This is a genomic window from Tenacibaculum sp. 190524A05c (assembly GCF_964036595.1).
GTDB lineage: Bacteria > Bacteroidota > Bacteroidia > Flavobacteriales > Flavobacteriaceae > Polaribacter > Polaribacter platacis.
Map to the genome: position 1 here is coordinate 1095789 of NZ_OZ038523.1, position 23840 is coordinate 1119628.

Below are 23840 nucleotides of genomic sequence, written 5' to 3' on the forward strand. Positions count from 1 at the left end.
TTAATTCAAATTATTTAATATTTTAATTTTTCATTTTTATCCCAAATTCCCCAACGTGCTCCAACATCTCCTTCTTGGTGTACTTTCCATGATTCATCAAAAGATGAGAAGTAAAAGATTGGTATATTTCTTCTTTGTGACCAATTCATTGCGCTGATAAAATATTTCATCGCATTCATTTCAGATGGATTTGCACTATCGGTATTATCTCCTTTATTTGGCCATCCTGTTTCAGATATAATGACTGGTTTCCCTTCAGCAACTGCCTGAGTAACCGCATACATTTTCTTTAAATAATCTGAAGACTCATCAATGTGACTACCTTCCCAGAATGGATAACAGTTTGCTAAAATTAAATCGTTAACCTCTACTAATTTTGGTCTTTCTACGAATTGGTAATAGGCATCAACGTATCCTACAGGAATATTTGGTAAAGCTTCTTTTACTCTATTGATATAATTAATAAGTTCTTCCTCAGTTAAATCATTTCTAAGTAAAACTTCATTTCCTACCACAGCAATATCTACTAAACCATCATTCGCAAGTGCTATTAAATTCTTTATTTCCTCTTCGTTTTGAACTCTATCATCACTAATCCAAGCACCAACCATTGTTTTTAATCGTCTGCTCTTTGCAACTTTCGGTATAAGTTCATTTCCTTCAGTACAAGAGAAAGATCGAATCCATTCAGTATATGGTGCAACAATATCCATACGTTGTTGAATTTGTTGTTCTGACAATTGATCACCAATATTTTGACCTTCTAAATATGGACTAAAACATATTCCGTGTAGTTGTTTATTTAATACTTCATTAAACAACACTTTTACATCTTCTTTAGATTTGTTTGAGAAATCGATATTTGTTGAACTATCAATATCTAAATCACTTTGCCATAAAGAAGCCAACTTATCAGCTTGGTAATACGAAGATCCAAGAGGTTTCTTACGTCTGTCTAGTTCAGCTCTAATTTCATTTGCTCGTTCTTCAGAGATACTATAATCTCTCATTACATACATTGCAGCAAGCGTTCCTAAAATTGGGAAGAAACAGAAAAATGCATGTAATCCATCAACCGGTCCTTGTTGCGCTGTTGTTGGTACTTCAGATTCAAAACCTACAATCCAGATGATGACTCCACTAAGAGCACCAGCAATAGCAAAACCTACTTTAACCATCCACCAGTATATCGCTCCGAATATACCCTCTCTGCGTTTCCCTGTATTTAGTTCATCAATATCAATCACATCAGCTGTCATAGACATCATAATGGTAAATAAACTTCCTATTCCGAAAGAGAAAAATGGTAATGCAATGATATACATCCAAGGTTTTCCTGGCACAAATAAAAAGTATAACATGATGTATCCGAAAATGGAAATCGTTTGGCTTAACATGAAGGCTTTTTTCTTACCCATTTTCTTCGAAAGCCATGCTACAATTGGAATCACAATAAACGTAGTTCCTAAAGCTCCTAAACATCCGAATAAAGAAACCCAAATACCAGCATCTCCAGCATCTCCATTAAACAACTTGTATACAATAACGAAAAATGTTAGTGAAGAAACTGCCATGAAAGCGTTGTAAATAAAGAATGTAGATAAACACAACTTTCTAAATTCTTTAATCTTAAAAGCCTCAACAAAACTCCTTAAAATAGATTGTAAACTTCCTCCTATATTTGATATGCTTAATGGCTCATAGTCTTTATCTAATGTAGATTCACTTTTTATAAAAAGCGCAGGAACTATGGCACAAATTGCACACGGAATTGCCACCCAAATAGCGAGTTCTCTTGCTGCAACATCAGCAGAAGGAAACCATTCAGGATCATACATGATAATCCAAAATAAGGGAGCAATTACCCAAGCCCATTGTCCTATCCATTGAGCAATGGCCATAATATTAGTTCTTTCATGAAAATCGTCGCTCATTTCATAACCCATTGCTACATATGGAACACTAAAAAGTGTTAATCCAAAGTAAAATATTACAGACCAAAAGAAGAAATACATAAAATTATATTCCACTGTATTTTCCTTGAACAATTGCCACATGAAAACATAGGCGAATCCCATTAAGAGACCTCCCATTAAAACATACTGTCTTCTTCTTCCCCATTTTGATTTTGTATTATCAGAGATAAAACCCATTAATGGATCAGTAATGGCATCAAATAGTCTTGGAAATAAATAAATCATTCCCCACATCAATCCAGTAAATTTTAGATCTTCAACCAAGACGACCATAAAAATTCCAAGTATGGCAGGAAACATTTGATTTGCGAACATACCAATACCAAAAGCTATTTTTTGGCCTAAAGGGACTTTTGCTGAATGTGACATAGTGTGTTTGTTTTAATTAGCTAATACTATAGTTTGTATTGCTTGTGGGTTAATAGTAATGTCTTTAGTAACTCCATTGAGTTCTAAAGAGAATTCTTTCTTATATTCTGTTTGATTAAATATTACAACTGAGATCGTTTTATCTGGGTTAATAGCTGCAGTAACCAATAATTCCTTGTCAGATGTTTGCACATCAATAACTTCTGCATTCGGACGAATATATTTACTGAAATGCGCCATGATATAATACAACGGCGTGTAGTAAACTTCATCAGCTTCTTCGTCCACGATTACTGGAGCCACACACCAATTCTTAAACCAATTAGGCCCTCCTTGTCGATTTAAAACCATGTTCCAATCGACCCAACCATCTACCCAATTATTCAAACAACCAATAATATCTCTTGCATATCTATTTGCAGGGGCATACTTTGGATGCAAATATTTTTGATTTTCTGGTGCCCAGTCCCATCCCCAATCTGTTGCTTCTTTTTTCCAATACCAAGCATCATCCTTCCATTTTGGAACTTCTGCATCAATACATCCTTCTGTTTCGATTAAATATTTATTTGGTGCCTTATTATGTGCATATTGTAATTCTTCTGGAAATACTTCATATGTGCTTTCATACCAATGAATTGCAGTTCCATCGTAGTACTTAGATGAAGCTTCATCTTTATACATAACATCTACCCATTCTTTTAATCCCGCACGATTTTGATCGTAGCCTAAAATGATTTTATCTCCATAACCATCACTTTCTAATTTTGGGCCTAAATGGTGCTGTACAAAATCCGTCATTTCTTGAGGAGTAAAATGCATGCTCTCCCAGTTATTTCCATTTCCGTGAGGTTCATTTTCTACAGTAAATCCCCATATTTCAATTCCTTCGGATTTGTAAGCTTCCAAATACTTTGAAAAGAACAGTGCCCAAGAATCATAATATTCTGGTAATAATTTTCCTCCAACCCAATGGTTATTATCTTTCATCCATGGTGGAGCTGTCCATGGTGAAGCAAAAATTTTGAATCCGTCTTTAGAAGTAGCTAAAGCTGCCTTAATCATTGGAATTAAATCTTCTTTATCTTCTTTTACAGAAAAATCCTTAAGCTCTTTATCTGGTGTTGGTGTGTAAGAATAGTTCGTAAGGGAAAAATCGCACGAATTCATATGTGTTCGAGTTAAAGAATAATTTGCTCCTTCTCTACTGAAATATGCATCGATAATTTCCTTACGATTTTTCTCACTTAACTTGTTTAATAAATATGCTGATGATTCAGTAAAAGCACCTCCAAATCCAGTAATTTTTTGAAATCTCTTACTTGTATCTAAAACAATTTTAGATGAAGTCTCTGTTCTGGAAAACTCACTTATCTTCGATAATTTATTTCCTGAAGCAGAAGTTTCAAAAACCTCAACATTTAATTCTTGTTTTGTAGTACAATTCATCAGTAACGATAGACTTATAATTGTGTAAATAGATTTGGTTATGACTTTCATGATTGATTGTTTATGGTGTTATCACCAATTCTTTTTTAGTTGGTGGCATTGAAACCTCTATTAACAATGCTTCTTTATTTCCGTCATATGTTTTTTTAATTGTATTTCCCCCTCTTGTTAATCCTTTAAAAACACCTTGATCAACTAAATTCCATAATGCATATTTTGCTTTACCATCAATGGTAAATAGTCCAAAATGATTTTCTGATCCTCCAGGATTATTTGCGTCTTTCCATATTTCATCAAAAGCCTCGAAATAAAAACAAGACATTCCTTCTTTGGCCGTCCAATCTCGCATATGTTTATAGAACAACGCCTCTTTATATTCGTCAGTAGCTTTTGAACCAGGATTTCCATAATGTTCGTTAGAATAACTAGCCCAGCCTGTTTCTCCGATATGAATTGGTTTGTCAACACCAATACTCTTCATATATCTTTCTACACCATGATATTGAGACTCTGCATATCTTCTTGATCGCAGCATTGCTTCTTCAATTTTTTCAATGTTTGTTAAACTGTCTTCACTCTGAGCAACTCCCCAAAATCTAGGATTGTAATGTGTATCATGCATTGGATAAGTATGCATAGAAATAAAATCAACAGCAGCGATAAGTTTATTCAAATCTTCAACATGGTATTCATTACTTCCACCTCCCCAAGAGGCAAAATTATCTGAGCTTGTTATCCATAAATCTTTATCAAGTTTACCTTCTTTCTTAAGGTTTTGTAAATGATTTACCCATTTTAAGATTACCCAAGGTTGAACGAAGTAACTTGTCGCCCATTTAACCATGGCTTCATTACCAACTGCTATAATCTTCACAATTTCAGGATACTGGTTTGCTAGAGCAACGGCTCTACCAATTTCTCCTTCATTTTGTTCGCTTTCCACATTATGATCAACTGGATTTCCTGTCCAAGCATTTTTACAATCTATCCAAGCTCCCAACATTACATACATTTCAAATTCTGGATTGTCTTTTCTCAATTCCTGAATTGCTTTTAGTATGTTACTCGCATGTGCTAATTGAACATTATAAGTTCTTAATAATCGAATTCCCATTGCATGTAGAATTTTCATATCTTCTTTTAGCTCTTCTACAGTTGGCTGAATATCTCTAGTTGCTTTTCTATATCCTCCATAGGAAATAGCTAAATAATCTGGATTTCCTAGTATATCTTTCGCTGTCACTCTCTTCTTTTTTGGTAATTGCTTTTCCGTACTATTCTGTTTTTGAGCACACGAAAGCATAAAAATTGATACTAATAAAATTAGGTGCACTCTTATTTTCATGGTTGATTATTTTAAATGATTTTCACGAACATTTACAACAACTACATCTATTTTACCTGTTCGTTTAAAAATGTTTACACTTGAATCCTCATCTAACATCAATCCATTAATTACTATTTCATCTTCTCCCTTTTTTATTTGGATTTGGTTTTGATCTGAGATTTTATAGATAATTGGAATTTGACAATAGGTAAAAGCCAACATATTTTCTTGTAGAGGAATTACTTTTTCATTCCCATTAATATCTCGATAGTTGAAATTTTTAGATGTTGTTAGAAATTCATTTTTACGCAACAAACAAGGATCAAAATATAATTTACCTTCAGTTACAAAAACTCCCAACTCTCCAAAGCGACTAATAATATCCTCTTTTACTTGACCAGTCATTCCTGGTTGTTGAGCTCCTTTTCCTGCTGGTGTATGTGAATAAGGATCTGTTGGAAATGCTCCGTATAAACTTGGAGATTTGTGAACTCCTATTCCTTCATTAATTTCATAATAATGCTCCAATAATCGTCCTACAACTTCAGGTGATTCTTGATCTTTAATTGCTTTTAAACAGCATTCTTGAACAGCCAACTGAAGTTTAGAAACCATATGCCAATAAATTGAACCTAATCCTTCATAACCATAAAATGTTCCTGAACGACCTGTAAAAGCTTTATGGTTGAATATGATTTCAAAAACTTGTAAAGCTTTTTTCTTATCATCTTCTGATACTTCATCTTCCAGTTGATCTATTGCCGCTGATAAGTCATTTGCATTTTTGAAATTTCCGTTGAAATGATATTCTCCTTTTACATCTTTCTCAATTAAAGAAGTAACATTCTGAGAAATATGTTGAGTTAATAAACTCGAGCTTTCAACCAATTCTTTAGGAATATTGTTTCTCTTTAGAAATCCTGCTAAGTTCTTATTTGGATATAATAAGTAACTATATTGATCTTCTCTAAACAATTTACTTTTCTTCATGGCATCGAGTGCCATTAAAGCCTCTTTAGAGCCTAAGTAACCAGAGCTTAATGCAGCAACTTGACCTTCTAACATTTCGTCTAAGTAAGAAATAGAAACCTCTTTCTCCTCGTTCAAGGTCATTAAATTATAGGCGTGATATAAACCATCTGATCTTTTATTTGCACGAATAGAATGGTCTAAATATTTTAAACTTACATCCACAAAATCTTGTAATGCTTGTAAGCTCAATTTCTCTTTTTTACCTGAAAATGAGTTATTATAAACTTGAAGTCTAAATTCACTAGCGGGTTTTCCTAAACCGTCTAGAATAGTTTTTCTATCAGAGTTATTTATACTTACCGTTAGTAGTTCTTGGTGCTTGGTTAACGTTTCTGAAACCTTATTAAAAAAGTGTACCAACTCTTCTGAAACATCAACTGATTCAAGTTCTGTTGTACTAAAAACTGATTTGAAAAAGTTTAAAAATCTTCTTAAATAATACAAAGTAACCATAGACACTCCATTACCAACTAATGCATTATTAGCATCGTTCCACTCTGGACGTTGTGTGTTCATCCAAATTCCAGCTTCTGGAATAAAGTTGGATACTTTAGCTAACGTAGTTGCTAAGATTTTTTCTATGAAGTTCACCTTAATGATGAATCTGTTTTCATCTCTTAATAAAGCTCCATCTGCTCCTAACTCATTACGGCTTTTTCTAATTTCTTTATCAGAGTCTTCATCAAACTCTATAGTATCTTTCGGGTTCTTTAGAATATCTTCATAAGATTTAATTCTATATGGAACATTCGCATATACAAATAAGTCTTTATCAAAGAAACTCTCTAACTTTTTAGGTTGATGATTTTCTATAAATTCTAAGAACTTTTGAAGGTATATTATTTGATGATCTCCCCAATATCCAATGTAACTCCAAGGGTCATCAGGTTCAATAGTTTCCCAATCAAATCCTCCTTTTGTAACTCTATAAGGATTATAACCATCGAAAGTGGTTGCATTAAGAAACTTATGGATCATACTCTCAATAAAATCTGGATATGAATGGGCAAGGGCTTCCCAATTTTGGAAAATATCTCTCCAGTTTCCTTCGTAATCTAAAATTTTAGATCCGTCTTCATTTCTTGTGTTTATCGAAAATTTATTCCAAGGTCTACTTGGATCTCCGTGACGTCTACTAAATTTTAACGGCATGTATTCTAAACATAATCTTCTAAAATTCTTATCTGACACTTGAGAAGAAATCTTTTTAAGTGTAGATAATGAGAATTTCTCCGGAAGATTATCTATTATTTCTGCATTTTTAACTGCTACTTTTCTATTTGCTTTTCCAATGTAATCTTTAAAATCCCATTTTTCAATAGTGTAATTATGATCGAAAATTCCACCACGCATTATGTTGAATAATGTATTTGAAAAATGACGTGTATCTCTTAGTTCATCAGCAGTAAGTTGAAGTGCATCTGAAGACGCATTTAAATCAATAAGATCTTTTGTTCCTTGTTGAATATCTTTATTTACCTTTTCTATTAAATCACCATCATTCAGAATATTTTCTGACAACAGAACAACATCTGAATGGTTTTGATTTACATTGGTAATAAACATCCAGTCTTTCTCAGTATTTGCCTCAAGATCTATGGTTTTGTTTACGAAATAAGCTCCTTTTTCAGCCTTAACATCAACTTCTTGTTGAACTTTATTTTTATTTCTAAACGACTTTAGCTGAGATGATGACAGTAAATACTTAGTATTTTCGAGTCCTAAAGACCAAACTACATTTGCTTTTAATGCTTCACTAGGTTCTGCTTTATCCACAATAATTGCGCTTAGTGCAAAAATTCCTAATCCAGATTCTTCAACTAATTCACTTCTTTTATAAGCATCAACTAAATTACTACTCGCATTCTGTAAATCGCTACCTACACCATATGGTAATATATTTTGAATTCCATCTAAGATCTCAACTTTTACACCAGCCTCATTTTGATTGATTAAATGACTCTTACGAATAAAGCCATAATTATCACTAGAATTCCACTGATACCTAAAGATTAAATTTAGATCATGGTTTACTTCTTCAAATAAGACTTTGTTTCCGTAAGTATTTTTATATAGGTTTCTTGTAATTGTATATTTTCCTTCAAAACGATTTGAAAAAGGCTCCCAAATTTCAACAGTTCCATTAACATGAACTTTAAAAATTGATTTGCTTCCTGTAATATCAGAGCTTTCTGTAATCTTATCATCTGTATAATAAGGGAATAACGAATACTCTGCATTTTGTCTTCCTGCAGATAATCCTCCGTTACTCGAAATAAACATCCAATGATTAGATGCACTTACTATACTCATAAAGAAAGGACGCATTTCGTTAACATTACTTATTTTGAAAAACTCCTCATTTTGAATCGTAACTTTCTCTAAAATTACTCCCTTATCCACCTCTTTTTCTAAAGTTGAATTCATCATTACTTTCTTACTATACCTTAGTTGTTGTTATACCGTTTGATTAAAAAGGTCGAGAAAGTACCCGACCTTTTCATAATTCAAACAAGACTATTTACTATTATTGATTATTTTCTATTCTTGAGTAATATCATCGATGTAATAGATGGCATTACTTCCCACTGGAGCTGTATTGCTTTCATCGTAATCTGGGAAAATTACAATCTTATCATATCCATCAGCAAGATTAATTGCAGTTGAAGAAAAGTCAAAAGTTAACTCTACCCAAGTATTTGCCTGGCTAACTGTTTGATCAATATTATATGTTGGGATTGGTCCTTGATTCCCTTCTTTTTCTAATTGAAAACGAACGTTAATATTTGCTGTTGGAGACCAAATCTTCACCTTAAATGTAGTTCCTTTCGTTGCATCAATATCAGAACCGAAAATATGGAACATACCAGAATACCAAGCTGAACCAGCTACTTTATTAAATTGATACACATTAGCTGATGTATTAATTCCTGATTGATCAGGATTCGTAGCGATTGCTCCGTTTGCTCCTCCATCGAATGCTCCTGTAAAGGCAACACTATCTTCAAAGTTTAATAATGTAGAAGCTGTGGTTCCACCACCTCCTCCACCTCCACTACTTGGAGATTTATAGAAATAAATATTATCTAAGAAAATATCGAATGGAGTTGTTGTATTCGCACTTCCATCTCCGTTAAACTGACCGTCAAACTTCATTTGAATTACTGAATCCCATGTCATTCCTGTAAATGCCGACTTTGGTAAGTCTACACTATTCCAAGAACCTGGTGTTACTGGAACTTCTACTAAAATTTCAACAGTACCTGTAGCTGATCCTCCTGCATTAATTGGACTAACTTTTACCATTCTATCTGTTACTGTAGACGGCACCCAAATATCTACATGTAAATATTCCATTGCAGATGCATCTACTGGACCCGCAGCTCCAAAATCAGTACCTTGATAATTAAAGTTTGGATATGCTAAAACTAAATTTCCGTCTCCTGGATCAAAAGAAGTATTTACTTGTGTATGACCAGACTGTCCCCAGTTTGGATCGTAGTTACCAACAGCAATGTTCGCATATGATTCACCAAATATTGAAATCACATCTCCAGCATCTCTTGCTGGTGGCACAGGTGCAGACATTGTTGGTGTTGTTGGAGGTGCAATAACTTCTAGAGTTCTTGTTACTTCAGCAGCAGCATTTCCTGCAGCGTCACTTACGTTATACGTAATAGTATATGTTCCAATAGTATTTACATCTACTGTATCTCCACCAACAACAATATTTGCAGTAATATCTCCATCTAAATCATCTGTAGCACTTGCTCCTGCATCATTATATGCTGTTCCTTGAGAAATTGTAACCATTGCATCACCATTTAAGGTAATTGTTGGTGCAGTTATATCTACAGTTGGTACTTGCTGAATATCATCAAAATAGAATGTACCAGCAGTATTTCCAGGACCATCAACAAAGAATGTTACTCTATTATACGTAGCACTAGAAATATTGAAAGTAAAAATCATTTCTTCCCAACCTGTTCCTCCGTGTGATCTTACGATTTCAATTGGAGCTGCAGAACCTTCCTCTAATTTTAATAACACATCAACTGGAGTATTTGACCAGAAGTTCATTTTTACGGTTTTATCCGTTGTTAAATCTAAAGGTGCATCAATATCATAGAAGAAACCTTCCCATTGTGCTCCACTGTTTGTTAATGCTCCAACTTTAGATGCTGTTGCATTAGAACCTGAAGGATCTGGATTATCTACAACTTCAAATGCAGTACCATTAAACGTACTTACATCTTGATAACGTACATTTTCACCATCGAATGTGATTGGTAATCGCACTGGAATTGGAATATTAATGTAAACTTTGTCTTCGAACGAAGCTGTTGCTCCTGAAACATTTGTAGCTTTTAATGTTACTGTATATTCACCTGTTGGATAAATTTTGGTTGGATTAATTTCTTTTGAAGTTGTTCCATCACCAAAAGTCCATTCGTAATTATCGGCGTTTTCCGAGATATTGATAAAGGTAACTTTACCTAAATCTTGATTTACTGTATATGTATAACCTGCAGTTACTTCAGGTAAAACAGCATCTTCCTCCTCACAACCTAGAAAAGATATAATCAAAATAAAAATTGATAATAACTTGAAATTTTTAATTAACTGTTTCATCTTTTAATGTCTTTTGAATTAATTATTTTTTATACACTCTTACGTAATCTACAAGCATATTTTGTGGAAAAACTGTTTCACTATTAGGAGATCCCACAAAACTTCCTCCTACAGCTAAATTTATGATGATGTAAAATGGATGATCTAAAACCCATTCTCCTGTAACATCTGCTTTTGTAATTTGATTATATAAAACATCATCTACATAGAAGTTTACATAATCTGGAGCCCACTCAATTCCATACACATGAAAACCAGTATCGAATCTGTCATTTTCTAAAGTGTAACTCTTTGTAATTGCATTACCAGCTGAATACCCTGGACCATGAACACTTCCATGGATTACAGTTGGCTCTTGACCTCTGAATTCCATAATATCTATTTCACCACATTGCGGCCAAGTAAAACCAGGATCATTGCAATTATTTCCTAGTAACCAGAAAGCTGGCCACATTCCTTGTCCGTATGGAACTCTAATTCGTGCTTCAAACCTTCCGTAAGCTTGTTCGAAAAGACCTTCTGTTTTTATTCGTGCAGAAGTATATCCAGAACCATTAAATTGTTCTTGTCTTGCTGTAATAATTAGCACACCATTTTGAACAGTAACATTCTCTGGGCGATCTGTATAATACTGCAATTCATTATTTCCCCAGCCATTTTGACCAGTTCCTATATCGTATGTCCAAACAGAGCTATCTATAACTCCATCAGTATCAAATTCATCTTCTAAAACTAGATTCGAAAACGTAGCTACAGTTTGATCTTCACTATTTTCACATCCTACATAAATTAGAATTAGAAATGTTGACAAACCGATTAGAAATACTTTTTTAATCATTGATTTATTTATATGATTCATATAATTCATTTTTTCTTAATTATTTGTAGAAATAAATATTATCAACAGTGATATTCGAAATTGTACTTGATACAAATGTCACTTGTGCAAGATTTGCAGTATTAGCCAATCCTGAAAAACCAGCTCCTGTACCTCCTGTAAAACTGTTAATTGGAATATCTATACTTAACCATTGATTCTGTACAAAACCTGTTATTGGTGTCGCTGATCCAGCTGAATCATCAGAACCTACTCCACCGAAAACTCCATCTGATCCAAAGTCTCCTAATTCAATAGTAATGGCATCTCCATTAGCAACTGATTCATCCACTTTTATATCAATATGTAATGTTGTCATTTGAGAAACATCCACCGTTGGATTACTAAATTGAACTGTTACAAAATTTAATCCTGTGTATTGAATTACGTTCTCTGCACCTAAATCAACAGCTCCACCTAAAGTTGTTTGTCCTCCAAAGAATCCGTTGTAGAAATCTATATTTATGTTAGCATAAGCATTACTAAATACAGAAACTACATCTTCTGGGTTTCTTGCAGGTGGTGTTGGCGCTGGAGTGAAATCACCTGATGAGTTCAATGTTAAAGAACCTTCCGCTGCTACACCTCCTAAACTTGCAGTTATTACTGTAGATCCTTGAGATAAAACAGTTACTCTTCCTGATTCGTCAACAAATGCCACATCAGGATTTGAAGAAGTAAATTCAAAATAAGCTGGCGCCACATTTGATGTAATATTTTCACCTGTTCCAATATTGAACGTTTGTGTACCATTTATTTGAATAACTGAACCATTGAACGTTTCTTGTGTCATATCCTGACCTCCCATAATTCTTGGTCGTGGTTGAGCTACTGTTCCTAGTTTTTCAAATTGTAATTCATCAATCCAAAATGTATATCCTCCTTCATCAAATTCATTTTCTGCTCCTTCAGCATACCAAAACATTCCTCTTTCTTGATTTAGTTTAGAAGCATCTGGAATTGGAATTACGTATTTTTTCCACGCTGTAGATAATTGTAAATTTTGAAGTGTAACTTGAAACTTATTTCCAGTATCACCATCAATACCAAAACCAATTTCATTAATATCAGCTCCTTGTGATGCCTTTGCCCAAAAGGTAAGCGCATCAAAACCAGATAAGTCTCTAGGTCCTAAACTTTGGAATGTTGCTCCACCAAATCCAACTCCGAAACTTGGAATATCGAAACGCATTGAAGCGGTTCCCATATACGTTTCTGTTTGATCAACTGAAAAGGCCTCTGCAAAAGATCCTCCAAAAGGGAAGTAATCCAATCCGCCTACAAAACCGTCTATAAAGATTCCTCCTTCTGTTGGATATGTTGCAAACTCTGCTTCTTCTGAAAGACCTCTCTCGCAACCAATAGTAGTACATAAAATCAACCCTAAAAAGAATGTGGTGATTTTTGAATAAATATATTTATTAGTCTTCATTTTTAGTTCTTTTATTTTCCGATGTTAATATGTATGTATGTTCTAATTTCCCATTCTGAACCATTATCAAAACCTACTGGACTAATAATTGGTGCAGTTGCAAATGGTAATGCTTGGTTCGGAGAATATCTAGGTGAAAACTCGTTTAAAGAACGCCAAGTTCCTCTCAATCCAATTTTAGTATTCGGCAATAAGAACCAATCTTGTTTTCCTATTGAAGTAGAAACATCTAACATTAATTGCATTGGAAATGTTAAGTTGAAATCTCTATGATAATCAAATGGACCCCAGTCGTTTACTTTAACTGCTCCCATAATTTTCATTTTCTTATATAGTACTCTTACATCTGTTCCAAAACGATCGATTGTACGCTGGCTATCACCATTTGCCTGACCGTTACCCGCGTAGATGTTAGCGATAATTCCTAAATCAGGATTTACCTTAGAAACAATTCTTGAGTGTACTTCCCATAAATCTTCTGCTGGAGTAGAATTTGGGAACGCAAAGAATGTACGATCTGCTAAGAATCCAATATGAGCGTCTTGAGTAGTAGGTAAATGTCTATAAACAAAACCTAAATTCATTGCAAACTTTCCATCTTCTGCTCTATCATTATCCCATTGATACATCCATGTTCCAGGAGTTGGATCATAAGTGAATAAAATCTCACCTGCTGTAGTTTCCCTGTTTGCTCTTACCACAAATGGATCATCAATAATATTTCTTAATCTTCCAGGACCAGTTACATCATTTGGCATTGCATCCACAAGTGGTTTTTGCCATAAGAAGTTTGGTGCAACTTGGAAATCTCCCATACTGTATGTAAAACCAGATAAGAAGTTCGTTTGGTTTCCACTACCTGAGTCTTTTAATCTCCAACCTGTAAATGTTTGAGTTTGATCTGCTCCACCATTAGCTACAAGTCCCATTATAGACCCTTGCGCATACCAATTAATTGGGCCTTTTTGATAAGTGATTTTTGCTTTACCTCCCCAGTTATCATCTGAGTTGACTTTATCTGTATAAACTGTGTAGTTTCCTGAAGTACCTCTAACATCTTGGAATGAACTTCCGTTTAGAGGATTACCAGCCCAAATACCTCCTAATTGAATTCCTACATTTCCAATTTTCTTTTCTACAACTAAAGTTGCTCTTTCTGTGGGCCATGGTGGAATAACACCACTTCGTACTTGGTTTTCGTCTAAAATTCTTCGTCCCGTTTGATCGAACTCTAAATCTGTATTTACATCTCTGTGATAGATTCCTGTTACATCAATTCCAGCAATATTTCTACTATACTTTAAAAGCATTGTAGGATTTGCTCCCCACCATAATTGTGGACCTGCTGCAACTTTTAAACCTTTTAAAGATCTTTTCCCATCAATCTCGATTCCGAAAGTTTCACCTCCGTATATATCTAAATTAGGACCATAATTTGCCTCTGGATATAAACCGAATAAATCTCCTTCATATCCCCAGTGATAATGTCCTGTTCTGTAGAATCCTCTTAAATCAAAGTCTTTGGCACTCCATTCAAACTTGGCGTTGTACACATTAACTCTATTTACATCTCCTAAAGTAACATTACCATTAGCTGTGTTTACGTCAACAACTGGTCTTGCTCTATTTTCATAAAATATTTCATCAATAGGATTTTCTGCTACTCTTCCAATTACATTGAAATTTACGTTCGCTCTCATATTATCAGAAGGCTTCCCTTCTATTCCTACGAAATAAGAATGCATGTAATCAAAACCTGTTCTGTTAGGATAAGCGTTAGCTGTAGGATCTGCAGTTTCTGGAGTAGTTAATAAACTTCCTCCTGTAAAGAATGAAGTAAATTCAGCTCTTAATTGACTAATTTTAATTTTACCTCCTTCTTGTGCATCGAATGCTGCTTTATCGCCTCTTGCTTTTAGAACTGCATCCATAACATTGATTCCTTCAAAATAGTTATTTACGAAATCTAATGTCATATCCTTATCATAAGGATTTAGTCTGTGCGCTTGTTGTAAAGCATAGTATGCTGCACGTGGATATAGTTGATATAATCCTCTTGAATCAGTTTGTCCTTTAGCACAAATTCCAAACCATTCTTCATTCATATTATTATCTCCTGGACTAGCTTGGTCTCTGCTGTAACCACCATTTCCCCATGAAGCATTGTTATCATGAACATCTAAATTCTTTGTTTGTCCATATTTCCACCATCCATCACTAAACTGAAAAGTAAAACCTCCAATTGAGTTACCAGCTTTTCCTAATCCTGCTGCATTCGAGTATATATCCTTCCAGTTCTCAATATCATAGTACGCTTGCATTGCTTGATCTTCCTTTCCGTCACGCGCGTTATAAGCATCTGAACCAAATTCAGTAAATAAAATAGGTAAATTCAATTCTTTCTTAACACGATCGAAAGCATCTGTAAAAGATTTACCTCGATACATGTTTGTACCGTAGATATCAATATCTGTACATTCTTTCTTTACGATATCAAGAAAACCTAAATCACCATTACATATTGCAACTGGATGAGATTGATCTATCTTTTTAACTTCCTTAACCGCATCATTAAATGCTCGATATAGTGCAATAGCAGCAGACCTTGTTTCTTCGTCCTTACTTCTAGGATCTGGAATATCTTCAGTTTCTGCACCTTTCCATACTAAATGGTAATTATTTTCATTACCTAGCATGTATAACAATAAACCTCTTGTATTCTTATAGGTGTTTGCCATATCTCTGGCTTCCTTCATTAATATTGCTTTAGTATCCGCATCTGCATAATCAGTATCTGGAACCCAACCACCATTAATTGTTAAACCATAAGCACCAAACGTAACATTTAACATTGTGTAGATTCCATATTTATCATATATATATGTTATCCACTTTGGTTTTAAGTTGTACGTTCTAATTGTATTTACTCCCATATTTTTGAGTAAAGACATTTCTGCATCTAACGCAGCTTTTATGATATCATCAGACTGACTCCAAATTCCCGGATCAGTAATTGTATTTCCAATTGGCACATAATCCCAATTCATACCATTAATCATAAAATCCTCTCCGTTAACTACGAGTTTCATTCCATTATCATTTTTAACTACAGTAATCTTATTCTGTGCAAAAATTCCAAATGAGAAAAATAAAAATGTGAGTATTAGGAAGTTTTTCTTCATTGTAAGTTGTATTAGATAAGTGATGTAGAAATCAATCACTTGTTTTTGTATGTATTAAAATTACGAAAGACACATGCGAAATCCTTAAAAAAGACCTTTACAAAAAACATACAACGCAAAAAAAATGTGCTTTTTTTAAGAAAAACACATTTAAACCTCTTTGTTTATAGGGATTTATGGAATCGGATAAAAAGTACCCAAAAACGACGATTTTACACCAATGTATAGGTAATGTTGTGGTAAAAAAACTATTTGTATAGTTTTATATATCAAGCATATAGTCTATCAAGTTTGATTTTTGAGGCAAATCTAACTTTTTACGTAAACGATATCGTTTAATCTCTACACTTCTTACAGATATATTAAAGAGAGGAGCAATCTCTTTTGAAGTTAAATTCAACCTTAGATACGCACATAGTCTAAGGTCATTTGGAGTTAAGTTTTCATGCTTACTTTTAATCTTATTAATGAAATCTTTATCGGCGTTATTAAATGCTTCTTCAAACATTTGCCAATCATCTTCATTATTCAGATTATTATCAATTATTTTAATAACACTCTTGATGTTTTTAGTATCACTATCATTCTTGGCAATTTCCTTCTTTAATGAACTTAACAACTCATTTTTCTTAATCATGTTCATTGTAGAAATTGCTAGCTCTCTATTTTTACTTTCAACATCTTGCTTGAGTTGCGTATTTCTGATTTCCATTAATTCCTTTTCATTCTCTAGAGTCTTAAGTTGAAATTCTCTTTTTTGCTTTTTCAACATCTCTTCTCTTTGTCTTCTATAATTTCGTCTATATAAACGATCCATAAATAATGAAAACAAGAATACAATTGTTGCATATGCTAATATTGCCAAATTTGAAATATACCAAGCTCTTTCTATCATAAAAGAATATGTTGGTATGTTGTCTATAATTTGCTCACCAACTTTTGCTCTTACTTTAAATTCATAATTTCCAAAAGGTAAGTTCTCAAACATAGAAGTGTTTTTGTATCTCCAACTACTCCAGTTTTTTGTATATCCATCTAAAATGAACTGATATTTTACTGGAGCATCCTTAGATAAATATGGAACGCTATACTCAAACTCTAAACTATTATGCTTTGATGGTAACTCTACTTCATCTTCATTTATAAGTTTTAAATGTTGAGGATCTCCATTAACAGCATGATACTTAACACTGTTAATGGAAAGATTATAAGGTTGTTTATCTGTTTTTAAATCTGTTATGATGTATCCATTCAATGTACCTAATAAGTACTCATCTTTAGCTATTCTCTGGATGTTCTCATAACCAATTGTACCTTTTCTTAAATTACTAGTAATTCCTTTTTTCGTTACAATTTCTGTTGAACTAAATTTATCTGGTTTTAAATAGCTAATGTTTTCTCTTGAAAAACTAAAAAGTGTGTTTGAACCATAATCATAAATCAATTTACCTGACAAGAAATTGTCTTTTTCTATTAATTTATTCAGAACTGAATCTTTAACAAATGCATCTGATTCGTCTGCATAAGTATATACACCATCATCATATGCATAAACAATTTTATTCTGATATTTGATAATACTTGAATGAATTCCCTTGCTTAACGAAGAATCAATCTTACTACTTATTACCTTTTTATAATTCTTATCAATTTTTAACTTATATACTCCTTTATATTCGTGATTTATAAAAATCAAATTATCCTTATAAAGCTCGAAAAACTTACTAGAGTTTTCGAAACCATCTATTTTATGAGATAATTCCCATTGATCTTGTTTTTTTTGGAGTAGATATAATCCATCGTAATTTCCTTGTAATAATCTATTATCATCAATCTTTTTAACTCCCCAAGTTCCTTGTATATTGCTTATAAGATTAACCTTATCATCTCTTACTATAAATGTTCCTTTATTATGTCCACAAAATAAAGTTGCATCAATAACATCCAAACTCCAAACCTGTCCCTGTGTGTTTGGCATGAATGTAAAATCGTTAGAAGAAGGATATTTCTTATAAAACAATCCTTGGTTAGTTCCTAAATACAAATATCCGTTATGAAAAGAAGATGTATAGACTGTACCAAACTTACCCTCTTTATCGTTAAAGATTCTAACTGAAGATGTTATATCTATTTTATTAATTCCATTATCTAATCCTAGCCACAAATCTCCTTTTTCATCTTCAAAAGTGGTTAAAACCGTATTGTTTGTTAATCCGTTTTTTTGATTCAGTTTGTATTTAATTTCACCATCCGCAGAACAATAAATTGCTCCATTTGAAATTGTACCAATAATGAAAGAATTATCTTTTAAAACAGAGGCACTATAAACAGTTTTATTCTCTAGATAGTTAGATAATTTATCATTAAATGTGTATTTCCCATCAACATCATAAAACCCATCATTTTGTGTTAAAAAAATTAGTTTACCCTCTTTCCTAAAGGCCAATACAACTCTATTATCTTTAAAATATTCCTTGTTTGAAAATAATTTTGAAGTACCCTTTTCTATTTTGGAAATTCCTTTATCTAATTCATGAAAATATATAGTATCTTCTACCTTAAACATCTTTGTAATAGATGTTTCAGAGTTTATAATTTTGACTTCCTTCGAGGTTAGATTATAAATATAAATGCGTTCCAAAGATTGAAAAAGCATCCATCCGTCTAACTCAATTATATTCCAAAATTGTTCATCTGACAGTAACGTAATATTATTTTCCTTAACAATTGAAGTGTAGTTTAATACTCCATATTCATCTCTTTTCCAACAGCCAAAATCCATGTAAAACCCAGTAAAAATTTTATCATCTACAGTTTTAACAGATCTCATAATAGTTTCATTCGGAGTTGGATACAAATTCCAAATTGCTCCATTAAACTCTAATAATCCTTTATTATTAGCAGCATAAACAAAGCCATTTTGAGCTTGACTTATAGACCAATTCTGTGATTCTGCTTGATAATCTTCTGGTACAAACTGGTTGATTAATGGTAATTCCTGTGCACTTAATTCAAATGCAAATATGAGTACTAATACTATGTAGAAATATAAGGTTTTCAACTATGAAAAATAGATATAGGTTAGTATTACAATAATACAAATTATTAATCCAACTGGTTTAGTATACTTCCAAGGAGTATCATCTACTAAACCAGATTCTTCTTGTTTATATGGAATTGTTTTAGGCTTAAACTTTCCAATTAATAACATGATGATTGTATTTAAAACAAATAATATCGCCATCACATGAAGGAAATGTGGATAGGCATCTGCTTTTACAATACTCAGAGCATCTTCTCCTGTAACTCCAGATAGTTTAGCTTTTTCTAATGCAGAATTCACAAAGTTTGGACGCATTACAAATTCACTAATTATATATAATATTGATCCCGTTAATAAACCAATTTTTGCAGCAATTGCTGGTACTTTCTTAGTTACAAATCCAACGAAAATAATAGTTAATATAGGAATACTGTAAACACCATTAACTTGTTGTAAATAAGAGAAAATACTTTCTAGGCTTGATAAAAATGGAGCTATACACATAGCTGCAATTGCTAGTAATACTCCAAATGTTTTTCCGTATTTTACAATTACTTTTTCCTCTGCATTTGGATTTATATGCTCTTTGTAAATGTCTATTCCAAAAAGAGTTACCGAACTGTTTAAAACGCTATTAAAGGAACTTAAAATAGCTCCGAATAATACTGCTGCGAAGAATCCGATTAACTCGTCTGGAAGAATTTTTCTCACTAATTGTCCATAAGCTTCATCTGGCGTGCCAACTACTAAAGAACCTTGTGTACTCATGTAATAAGCTATAATTCCAGGCAAAACAACAATAATTGGTCCTAAAATTTTTATGAACGCTCCTAGTAATAATCCTTTCTGACCTTCCTCTAAATTCTTTGCTCCTAATGCTCTCTGGATAATTTGTTGATTCGTTCCCCAATAAAAGACCTGAACTAACATCATTCCAGTAAAAATTGTTGCAAAAGGAACAGAAGCTGATGAACTCCCAATGGAGTCAAAATGAGAAGGAATCTTTTCTTGTAAAATTGAAATTCCCTCTACAATACTATTCTGCCCGATTACCAATAGTCCAAAAACTGGAATTAAAATGCCTCCAATTAATAAACCAATTGCATTTATAGCATCTGAAACCGCAACTGCTTTCAAACCACCAAAAACTGCATAAATAGATCCGATAATTCCAATGGACCAAACACAAATCCATAAGGCCACATCCTTTGATACACCCAATAATTCAGGAACATTAAACATTCCACTAATTGCTAAGGAACCTGAATATAATATAGTTGGTAACAATACAATTGCATATCCACTTAAGAACAAAATTGAGGTTAACGTTTTTGTTGTTATATCAAATCTTTCTGATAAAAATTGAGGAATTGTAATTAATCCACTTTTCAAATATCTTGGTAAGAGAAAAACAGCCGTAACAACCATTGCTATTGCTGCTAATGTTTCCCAAGCCATTACTAAAATTCCTTCTGTAAAGGCAGATCCATTTAATCCTACAATTTGCTCAGTAGAAAGATTCGTTAATAAAAGAGAACCTGCGATTACTCCAGCAGTTAAACTTCTACCTCCTAAAAAGTATCCATCTGATGTTTTTTCGTTTGTATTTTTAGTAGCTCGCCAAGAAATAAATGCAACTAATAAGGTAAAGCCTATAAAAGAAAGAATTCCTAACATATCATTTGGTTGTTTGTTTGGACAATTTAAGGTTTATAATTCTAAACCTAGAAAAAAAGTCTATTCTATTGAAGAAGTTTGTCTTACTTCACTGGGAGTTTTTCCAAACCATTTTTTGCATGCTCTTGACATACTAGATAATTCTGAAAATCCTATAATTTCAGTTAACTTTTGCAATTCTGTATTTGTTTTTGTCAAATACCCAAAGAGAACTTTCTTTCTTACCTGTTCTTTTATTTCTTCAAATTTAGTTCCTTTTTCAGCCAATTTTCTTTGTAAAGTTCTGGGATGAATAGCAAGTGCCTCACAAATATGTTCCTTCCCTACTTGTTCGGTACCTAAAAAGCTATATAACATTTTTTCAACCTTAGTATCAATTTCCTCATTCTTTAATTGATAATTACTTTTAATATAATCCTCTGCAATCTTTAAATATGCTTCACTTCTCAATTTAATTGGTGTATCTAAAATTTCAGGTGATAAATGAATACCCGTTCGGAAATGATTGAATATTATTTTAGAACCAAATACAGTTCTATATTTATTAGAGAGCTTACCATGAGTAAATGCCACAGCAATTGGATGATAGCTTTCACCAATTATGAACTTTAGTATTTTATGTAAGTCTGCTAGACATAATTCCAAGCATTGTTTACAATCAGATTGTGATTCAGATTCTATACTTAATGATAATTCTACCGCACCAGACACATAAGAACTTTGTTCAAAAACTGTTAGAACAATACCCGGACTATGAATGTGCATATATTTTGTTGCTAGTCTTAACGCATCTCGAATGGTTTTTGCATTTTTAACAACCATTGCAATTGGTCCTAATACTTCTATGTCTTGAAACTTGGATAACTCTAAACCAAAAAAATCACAATTGGTCAATATGGCACTTTCTTCCAGAATAGCTGTAACAGATTTTAGCGGAATTAAACTATCTGAGATCAACAAATCATTTTTATTGACTCCGAACTTTTCGCTTAATGCTATTGCATCAATTGAGAAAGATTCTAGCAAGGTTATAATTCCCTGTAATCCACTTGATCTTACCATTACTTCCATATTACTAATTTATCAAAATGTCCGAATATGTCAAATGAATTTAATTTAAAAAAACAAAATTTGTAAGAAACAATAAGATATCAACTATTATCATGGTTAAGAATTTTGATGTAATTATTATCGGAGCTGGAGTTTCTGGAATTGGAATGGCTTGTCAACTTGAGCGAGAAATTAAAGATGCTAATTATGCTGTTTTAGAACGAAGAAGTGCTATTGGTGGAACATGGGATTTATTTAATTATCCTGGAATTAGATCCGATTCAGATATGCTAACTTTCGGTTTTGACTTTAGACCTTGGAATGGAGATAAAATATTAGCAGATGGACCTTCTATTAAACAATATCTTATAGATACTGCTAAAGAATATAATGTAGACGAAAAGATTATTTATGAATCAAAAGTAACCTCTGCAAAATGGAGTTCGGAAAATGCAGTATGGGAAATATCTGTAGATAATTTAAAAACAGGCGAAAAAATAGTTTATACCTGTAATTTTTTAATTGCTGCTTCTGGATATTATAATCATGATAGCGGGTATTTGCCAGAATTTAAAGGATATGATTCTTTTAAAGGAACAATAGTACATCCACAACATTGGCCTAAAGATTTAAACTATGACGGAAAGAAAGTTGTTGTTATAGGAAGTGGTGCAACAGCAATTACAATTGTACCTTCTATGGCAGGCAAAACTTCCCACATAACTATGTTACAACGATCGCCGACCTACGTTTACAGCGTTCCTTCAGTTGATAAGTTAGCCGTAAGATTACGAACATTCTTATCTGAGAAAACTGTTTACAAAATTGCTCGTTCGAGGAATGTTTTATTACAACGACTGATTTTTAAATTGAGTAAAAAGTATCCAAAACGAATTCAAAAATTCTTGATTTCAAAAATAAAAAAACAGTTAGGATCAGATTACGATATGCAACATTTCACTCCAAACTATAATCCTTGGGATCAACGTTTAGCGGCAGTTCCAGATAATGATTTATTTGAAGCTATAAAAAGTGGAAAAGCTTCTGTAGTAACAGACCATATTGATTCATTTACAGAAAAAGGAATTCTATTAAAATCGGGTAAACATTTGGATGCCGATATTATTATTACGGCTACTGGTTTGAAACTACAAGTTCTTGGTGGAATGGAATTACATGTTGATGGAAATCCGTTTCAATTGAATGAAAAAATGACCTATAAAAGTGTGTTAGCACAAGACACTCCAAATTTCGCCTACTTATTTGGTTATACCAATGCATCTTGGACCTTAAAAATTAACATTGCCGGAAATTATGTGGCGAGACTTTTAAACGAGCTCAAAGCTAGAAATGCAAGAATTGTGATTCCAAGAACGTCAAGTACCAGTAATCCAGAGGAGAGTGTTTTGGATTCTCTAAATTCAGGTTATGTTAAACGAGGTAGTAAATTATTACCAAGACAAGGAAAGCAACTTCCTTGGCGAGTTTTACACGATTATAAACAAGACAAGAAAATATTACTACAGCCAATTGAAGATCAATCTCTCGAATGGATCCCCTAAATCCAAAAAGCACAAATCTAATAGTTATGATTTGTGCTTTTTTACTTTTAAAATTTATTATCTAAAACCCATCTCCAGGAGCTTCCGGTGAAGCTGCCTGGGCTTTCTTCGGATTAAGTAATAAATAAGTTCCCAAAGCTGTTAATGCTGTATACTTACCATAATCACCTATTTGCTTTAAAGCTTCTTTTCTCGTGATATTATTATTACTTTTTGCTGTATTACTCTTCAT

At 32.9% G+C, this 23840-nt stretch carries 13 protein-coding genes; 1 reads left to right on the top strand and 12 read right to left on the bottom strand.

Annotated features, from left to right (window positions below; all coding sequences use genetic code 11):
• Positions 1-14 precede the first annotated feature (14 nt).
• From ABNT61_RS04800 to ABNT61_RS04850, 11 genes are all read right to left on the bottom strand, one after another.
• Complete coding sequence (locus ABNT61_RS04800) at positions 15-2345, bottom strand: MFS transporter (protein ID WP_348745055.1); 2331 nt, start codon at positions 2343-2345, stop codon at positions 15-17.
• 12 nt (positions 2346-2357) lie between these two features.
• Positions 2358-3845, bottom strand: coding sequence for a glycoside hydrolase family 30 protein (locus ABNT61_RS04805; RefSeq protein WP_348745056.1), 1488 nt, complete (start codon positions 3843-3845; stop codon positions 2358-2360).
• 10 nt (positions 3846-3855) lie between these two features.
• Positions 3856-5139, bottom strand: coding sequence for a glycosyl hydrolase family 17 protein (locus ABNT61_RS04810; RefSeq protein WP_348745057.1), 1284 nt, complete (start codon positions 5137-5139; stop codon positions 3856-3858).
• A 6-nt stretch (positions 5140-5145) separates the two neighbouring features.
• Entirely contained in the window at positions 5146-8583 is a 3438-nt protein-coding gene (locus ABNT61_RS04815) for a hypothetical protein (protein ID WP_412766931.1), read from the bottom strand.
• Between the two features lie 111 nt (positions 8584-8694).
• Positions 8695-10785: an immunoglobulin-like domain-containing protein gene (locus ABNT61_RS04820; RefSeq protein WP_348745059.1), complete on the bottom strand. Its 2091-nt coding sequence runs from the start codon at positions 10783-10785 to the stop codon at positions 8695-8697.
• A 22-nt stretch (positions 10786-10807) separates the two neighbouring features.
• The gene (locus tag ABNT61_RS04825; RefSeq protein ID WP_348745060.1) at positions 10808-11644 is read right to left on the bottom strand and encodes a glycoside hydrolase family 16 protein; all 837 of its coding nucleotides are present in this window, start codon (positions 11642-11644) and stop codon (positions 10808-10810) included.
• 19 nt (positions 11645-11663) lie between these two features.
• Positions 11664-13094 (bottom strand): Ig-like domain-containing protein, encoded by a 1431-nt coding sequence (locus ABNT61_RS04830; RefSeq protein WP_348745061.1) that lies wholly within the window; start codon positions 13092-13094, stop codon positions 11664-11666.
• Between the two features lie 11 nt (positions 13095-13105).
• Positions 13106-16276 carry a glycoside hydrolase family 2 TIM barrel-domain containing protein gene (locus ABNT61_RS04835; RefSeq protein ID WP_348745062.1) on the bottom strand — a complete coding sequence of 1057 codons (3171 nt, stop codon included), beginning with the start codon at positions 16274-16276 and terminating at the stop codon, positions 13106-13108.
• A gap of 262 nt (positions 16277-16538) precedes the next feature.
• The gene (locus ABNT61_RS04840) at positions 16539-19337 is read right to left on the bottom strand and encodes a LuxR family transcriptional regulator (protein WP_348745063.1); all 2799 of its coding nucleotides are present in this window, start codon (positions 19335-19337) and stop codon (positions 16539-16541) included.
• Positions 19338-20996: a solute:sodium symporter family transporter gene (locus tag ABNT61_RS04845; RefSeq protein ID WP_348745064.1), complete on the bottom strand. Its 1659-nt coding sequence runs from the start codon at positions 20994-20996 to the stop codon at positions 19338-19340. It lies immediately after the preceding gene.
• A 60-nt stretch (positions 20997-21056) separates the two neighbouring features.
• Positions 21057-22058: an AraC family transcriptional regulator gene (locus tag ABNT61_RS04850; RefSeq protein ID WP_348745065.1), complete on the bottom strand. Its 1002-nt coding sequence runs from the start codon at positions 22056-22058 to the stop codon at positions 21057-21059.
• Positions 22059-22159: 101 nt separating this feature from the next.
• Here ABNT61_RS04850 and ABNT61_RS04855 point away from each other — a divergent pair, with 101 nt between their 5' ends.
• Complete coding sequence (locus ABNT61_RS04855) at positions 22160-23608, top strand: NAD(P)/FAD-dependent oxidoreductase (RefSeq protein WP_348745066.1); 1449 nt, start codon at positions 22160-22162, stop codon at positions 23606-23608.
• 61 nt (positions 23609-23669) lie between these two features.
• On the opposite strand, the gene ABNT61_RS04860 is transcribed toward ABNT61_RS04855, so the two are convergent.
• Positions 23670-23840 (bottom strand): hypothetical protein, encoded by a 171-nt coding sequence (locus tag ABNT61_RS04860; RefSeq protein WP_348745067.1) that lies wholly within the window; start codon positions 23838-23840, stop codon positions 23670-23672.